A 229-nucleotide genomic window follows, 5' to 3' on the forward strand; every position below is an offset into this window, starting at 1 on the left:
GACCAGCTTACGCTCCCTGGCATTGCTGTACACGTCAACATACTGCTGCTTCCTCGCGAAATCCAGCTTATCGAAGACGGCTTTGAATACGAGCGACGTCATCCGCGCATCATCTAATGCCCGGTGGGCGGACCCTTCCGCCTCAATCTCCAGATCGAGCAGAGCAGCTTCGACGCTCATATCGTTCGTCACATTTTTGTATCGGATGAAGCCCTTCAATAAATCGTAG

At 52.4% G+C, this 229-nt stretch carries 1 pseudogene; it reads right to left on the reverse strand.

Annotated features, from left to right (window positions below):
- Positions 1-180: pseudogene (locus tag KVT27_RS26485) on the reverse strand (3'-5' exonuclease); the annotation flags it as partial.
- Positions 181-229 lie beyond the last annotated feature (49 nt).

Source organism: Lysinibacillus sp. GbtcB16, assembly GCF_019091145.1.
Classification (GTDB): Bacteria; Bacillota; Bacilli; order Bacillales_A; family Planococcaceae; genus Lysinibacillus; species Lysinibacillus fusiformis.